The 4,630-nt window shown below is 74.6% G+C and carries 5 protein-coding genes; 3 read left to right on the top strand and 2 right to left on the bottom strand.

Annotated elements, in window-relative coordinates; genetic code table 11:
• Positions 1-100: 100 nt before the first annotated feature.
• A complete protein-coding gene (locus tag H5J30_RS18425) occupies positions 101-325 on the bottom strand; it encodes a DUF397 domain-containing protein (RefSeq protein WP_181788510.1) in 225 nt (74 codons plus the stop codon).
• A gap of 284 nt (positions 326-609) precedes the next feature.
• Complete coding sequence (locus tag H5J30_RS18420; RefSeq protein WP_181788509.1) at positions 610-1,368, bottom strand: S1 family peptidase; 759 nt, start codon at positions 1,366-1,368, stop codon at positions 610-612.
• A gap of 228 nt (positions 1,369-1,596) precedes the next feature.
• On the opposite strand from H5J30_RS18420, the gene H5J30_RS18415 reads away from it, so the two are divergent.
• The 3 genes from H5J30_RS18415 (at position 1,597) to H5J30_RS18405 (ending at position 4,589) form a co-directional block, all read left to right on the top strand.
• Positions 1,597-2,187: a 3'-5' exonuclease gene (locus H5J30_RS18415; protein ID WP_181788508.1), complete on the top strand. Its 591-nt coding sequence runs from the start codon at positions 1,597-1,599 to the stop codon at positions 2,185-2,187.
• A 217-nt stretch (positions 2,188-2,404) separates the two neighbouring features.
• Positions 2,405-3,688: a DUF5919 domain-containing protein gene (locus H5J30_RS18410; RefSeq protein ID WP_181788511.1), complete on the top strand. Its 1,284-nt coding sequence runs from the start codon at positions 2,405-2,407 to the stop codon at positions 3,686-3,688.
• A 148-nt stretch (positions 3,689-3,836) separates the two neighbouring features.
• A complete protein-coding gene (locus H5J30_RS18405) occupies positions 3,837-4,589 on the top strand; it encodes an exonuclease domain-containing protein (protein ID WP_181788507.1) in 753 nt (250 codons plus the stop codon).
• Positions 4,590-4,630 lie beyond the last annotated feature (41 nt).

The raw sequence follows: 4,630 nt of genomic DNA, 5'->3' as shown, positions 1-4,630 counted from the left end.
GGACGCGGCCGGCGGGTAGGGATCGGCGCGTAGGGACCGGCGGGCAGGGATTCAGCGGGTAAGGATCGGCGCGTAGCGAAATGCGCGGGGGAACGGGCCGCTACGCCTCGAAGTCCCCCGACTTGAGGCCGTCGACGAACGCCTCCCAGGCGGCCGCGGTGAAGACCAGGGCCGGGCCGTGCGGGTCCTTGCTGTCGCGTACCGGGACCAAAGTGGCGTGGAAGCCGTCCGCGACCTCAAGGCAGGCCGTCGCTGCACGGTCGCTGTAACTGGTCTTGCGCCAGCGGGCGTCACTCAGGTCGAACCGGTCGTTCCATGCGGTCATGCCGCCCAGTCTTTCGTCCGCGACCGGAACGCGGCAAGAGATTGCCGGTTGGACATAGCGGCACCCCGCCGCGGTCGGGATGTCCGCGGCGGAGCGCTGCTCTGCGGACGGCCGGGGAGGATGTGGCCGTCCCCACTCGGGGTCCGCCCACCCGCCCCGCGCGCAGTCAGGCGGGACAGGCGGGGCAGGTGGGCGGAGAGTGGACGGATGCGCCCGGTCCGGGCGTGCCGGCGTACGGACCGGGTGCATCCGCCCGGCTTCAGGTGCCGTGCGGCGTGTGGGCCTCAGACACCGGCGATGGACTGGATCCAGGAGCGGTACCGCGTGACGTTCGTGTACGCGGTGGTGGTCTGCCGGTCGCTGGTGGAGGCGACGCCGACCTGGGCGCCGTTCGCCATCATCGGACCGCCGGAGTCGCCGCCGGCCGTGATGCCGTCGCCGCGCCGGGCGCAGATGGCGTTGCCGCCGTAGGCGTCGCTGCAGCCGCCGGTGACGGTGACGTTGGCGACCTTCAGGTACTGCGACTGGCAGTTGATCTCCGAGCCGCACTGCGAGGTGGCGCCCCAGCCGTAGACCTGCACGTTCTGGCCGACCGTCACCGAACCGGGCTGGCCGAGCGTGGCGTACGTGGTGGAGACGGACCGGTCGATCCGGACCAGCGCCAGGTCGGAGGAGTGGGTGTAGGTCTGCACGCCGTTGGCGAGGGTGCCGCCGCTGGTCTGGTCGAGGCTGCCGATCCGGAAGGACAGCCCGCCGCCGGTGACGCAGTGCTTGGCGGTGAGGATCCAGGTGGGGGCGATGATCGACGCGCTGCACGTCTGGCGGCCGTTGGAGAACAGCCGTGCGGCCCAGGGGCCGCTCTGGGCGTAGCCGCCGCCGATGATCTTCGTGGACGGCGGGCCGTCCGGTGTACGGGCCTGGGCGGCCGCGGGGACGTCGGCGCCGCGGGCGGACGTGTGGTCCGCGGCGACCGCGGTGGCGCCGAAGGTCAGGGCGGCCACCACGGCGGCGACGAGCGTGGGGAGTGATCTGGCTATTCGCAAGGTTCCTCGTTTCCGAAGGCACGCGGGTTCGGGTGGTCCCGCGCGTGGAGGGGCCAGGGAAGTACCAGGCGTCAGGATTCCGGAAACCGGGAGTTCGCGGTAATCACAACTTCCCATAACGCGCAGCGATGGAAGCGGCGGTGCGTTCCCCCGCGACGCTCCCCGAGGCCCCCGGACCCGCGGAAAACGCCGCGCGGCGCGCGGGCGCCGCGTGCTTGGCTGGTGCGCATGGCCACGCAACTCCTCGACCGCGTCCTCGTCGTCGACGTCGAAGCCACCTGCTGGGAGGGCGCGCCGCCGGCCGGGATGAGCCCGGAGATCATCGAGATCGGGCTCTGCGAGCTGGACGTGCCGACCGGCGAACGGATCTCGCGGCGCTCGCTGCTGGTGCGCCCCGAGCACTCCGAGGTGAGCGCCTTCTGCACCCGGCTGACCACCCTCACCGCGGAACAGGTCGCGGCCGGCGTGCCGTTCGCCGAGGCGTGCGCGCTGCTGCGGCGCGAGTACGGCGCGCGGCAGCGGGTGTGGGCGAGCTGGGGGGACTACGACCGGCGGCAGTTCGAGCGGCAGTGCGAGGCCGGGGAGGTGGCGTACCCCTTCGGCAGGCGGCACGTGAACGCCAAGACGCTCTACGCGCTGGCCCACGGGTTCGGCCGCGAGCCGGGGATGGCCGAGGCGCTGGCGCACGCCGGGAGGGAGCTGGAGGGCACCCACCACCGCGGCGTCGACGACGCGTGGAACATCGCCGGGCTGCTCGCGGGGATCCTGCGGGACGTGCGCTCGGCCGCGGCCCAAGTGCCCCCCGGCGGCGGGGTGTAGCGGCGCGGCGGGTCTCCGGCGGTCGTCCGGGGGCCGCCCGGGGGGCACTTGACGGTCGTCCGCGGGCCGTTCGCGGGTCGTTCACCGTCCGCCCGGGTGACAACCGTGGAACCCGGCGCGGCAGTTGGGTTACCCCTGGCCCGATCAGGATGCGCCCCGGGGATCGTGGCAGTACGCTGCCGTGATCGTGGAGCAGGGCGCGGAAGGCGGTACGGGCGTGGGTGCGGGCGGTCTTGAGCTGCCCCCGGCAGGCGGTCCCGAAGACGGGGATCGCGGGGGCGGCGGCTCGGCCGAGCCGCCACCGGGCGCGCCACCGCCGCCCGGCACGGTGTCGCTGGCCCGGCCGATGGAGATCGGCGCGGAGATCGGCTGGGGCCAGGACGACTGGGACGAGGTACGCACCCGCGCGGCGCGCGCGGGGCGGGCGTACATCTGGCTGAACGTCGTCGAGCAGCGGCTGCGCTCCGTCGTCGCCTCGGTGCTGCGCCCCGTCTACGAGCCGGTGCACGGCGAGGACTGGGTCGTCGCCGCGGCGGGCCCCGCGGGCCAGGAGTGGGTGCAGCGGGCCGTCGCGGTGCGGGAGGTCAGCCGGCGCAAGGGCTACCTGCTCGACCCCGCCGACGACAACGTCATCAGCTTCCTGACGCTGCCGCAGCTGCGCGAGCTGATGGTGCAGCACTGGCCGTGCTTCGAGCCCTACCTCGACGACCGGCGCGACCTGGAACTGGGGCTCGACGAGCTGGAGGTCGCCCGCAACGTCGTCTCCCGCAACCGCGCCCTGTCCGGCACCGTGCTGGCGCAGGCCGAGCGCGCCGCGACCCGGCTGCTGCGCCTCCTCGGCGCCGACGACCAGCCGCCGTCCGCCGACCGGCTGCCGGTGGACGCGGTGGAGGACCTGGTCGGCGACCGGTACGCGGACGTGGTCGGCGTCCACCCCGACCGGGTCGGGCTGCAGCGCGCGCTGCCCGTGGAGGACCTCTTCGGCGGCGCCCGGCGGCTGGACGCCATCGGCATCGGGCTCAACCTGCTGGTGCAGAACTACTCCGGCCGCCGGCTGGGCCGGCTCGCCGAGGGCGGCTGCCGGATCCGGCTGCTGTTCCTCAACCCGGCGAGCAGCACGGTGCGGCGCCGGGAGCGCGAACTCGGCATGAAGCGGGGCGAGCTGGCGCGGGCGGTGGAGACGAACATCATCCACATGCGCCGGGTCCGCTCCCGGCTGCGCCCGCAGGGCGGCGCGGACCCGGCGGGGGCGTTCGACATCCGGGTCTTCGACGAGACGCCGCGGTTCACGGCGTACCTGATCAACGGCGACCGGCCGGACGGGCTCGGCGTGGTGCAGACGTACCTGCGGCGGGCGCGCGGCGCGGAGGCGCCGGCGCTGGTACTGCGGGCGGCGCGGCGGGAGCTGGTGCACGGGGAGGGCGGCGGCGAGCCGGGGCTCTTCGAGGTGTACCGCGAGGAGTTCGAGAGCTTCTGGACGGACGCGCGCCCGGTCTCCTGACGGGCGCCGCGCACCCCCTCGCCGCACCCCCTCCCCTCCCTCGGTCTACGCGCCTTGACCGCTCCCCGGTATCCGGAGTCTTCCGGTCCGGTATGTCAGTGGCGGGTGAGAGTGTGGAGTCACTGGCCACGGAGCAGGGAGGGCGCCCATGGGGTGGTACGGGGAGCTGCTGGTCGGCTTCGATCTGGAAACGACCGGGACGGACCCGGGGGAGGCGCGGATCGTCTCCGCCGCGGTCGTGGAGGCCGTCCGCGGCGTGCCGACGCGCAGGCGGGAGTGGTTGGCCGACCCGGGTGTTCCGGTGCCGCCGGAGACGACCGCGATCCACGGGATCACCGACGAGCGGGCGACGACCCACGGCCGGCCGGCGGCGGAGGTCGCGGACGAGGTGGCGGACGCGCTGGCGGCGCACTGGACGCGCGGCGTGCCGGTCGTCGCGTACAACGCCACGTTCGACCTGACGCTGCTGGCCGCGGAGTTGCGCCGCCACGGGCTCGCCCCGATGGGCGAGCGGCTGGGCGGCGGGGAGGAGGGCCCGGTGATCGATCCGTACGCGATGGACAGGACGGTGGACCCGTTCCGGGAGGGCAAGAGGACGCTGGAGGCGGTCTGTGTGGAGTACGGGGTGGTGCTCGGCCGGGCGCACGACGCCGCGGAGGACGCGCTGGCGGCGGTCCGGCTGGCGGTGGCGATAGCCGAGCGGTACGGGGACGTGGCGTCGGCCGGCGCGTGGGACCTGCACCGCGGCCAGACGGACTGGCACGCGGAGCGGGCGGAGGGCTACCGCCACTGGCTGGCCCGCCAGTCCCGCGACCCGGCGTCGGCGTCGGTTCCGGCGCCGGAAGCGGCGGCGGAGCCGGTGCCGAAGAGGGGCTACGGCCCGGACGGGGCAGTGGCGTAGCGGAGAGGAGGGGGAGCGGCCTGCGCCGGACCGATCGCCGG

It is taken from the genome of Streptomyces phytophilus, assembly GCF_013870535.1.
Classification (GTDB): domain Bacteria; phylum Actinomycetota; class Actinomycetes; order Streptomycetales; family Streptomycetaceae; genus Streptomyces; species Streptomyces phytophilus.
Note: the sequence above shows the minus strand (reverse complement) of the source record. Positions and strands in the feature narration are given on the sequence as shown.

Excerpts from the sequence above, each read along its gene's own strand:
- H5J30_RS18405 (WP_181788507.1), top strand. The coding sequence starts at position 3,837 with ATGGGGTGGTACGGGGAGCTGCTGGTCGGCTTCGATCTGGAAACGACC.
- H5J30_RS18425 (WP_181788510.1), bottom strand. The coding sequence starts at position 325 with ATGACCGCATGGAACGACCGGTTCGACCTGAGTGACGCCCGCTGGCGC.
- H5J30_RS18415 (WP_181788508.1), top strand. The coding sequence starts at position 1,597 with ATGGCCACGCAACTCCTCGACCGCGTCCTCGTCGTCGACGTCGAAGCC.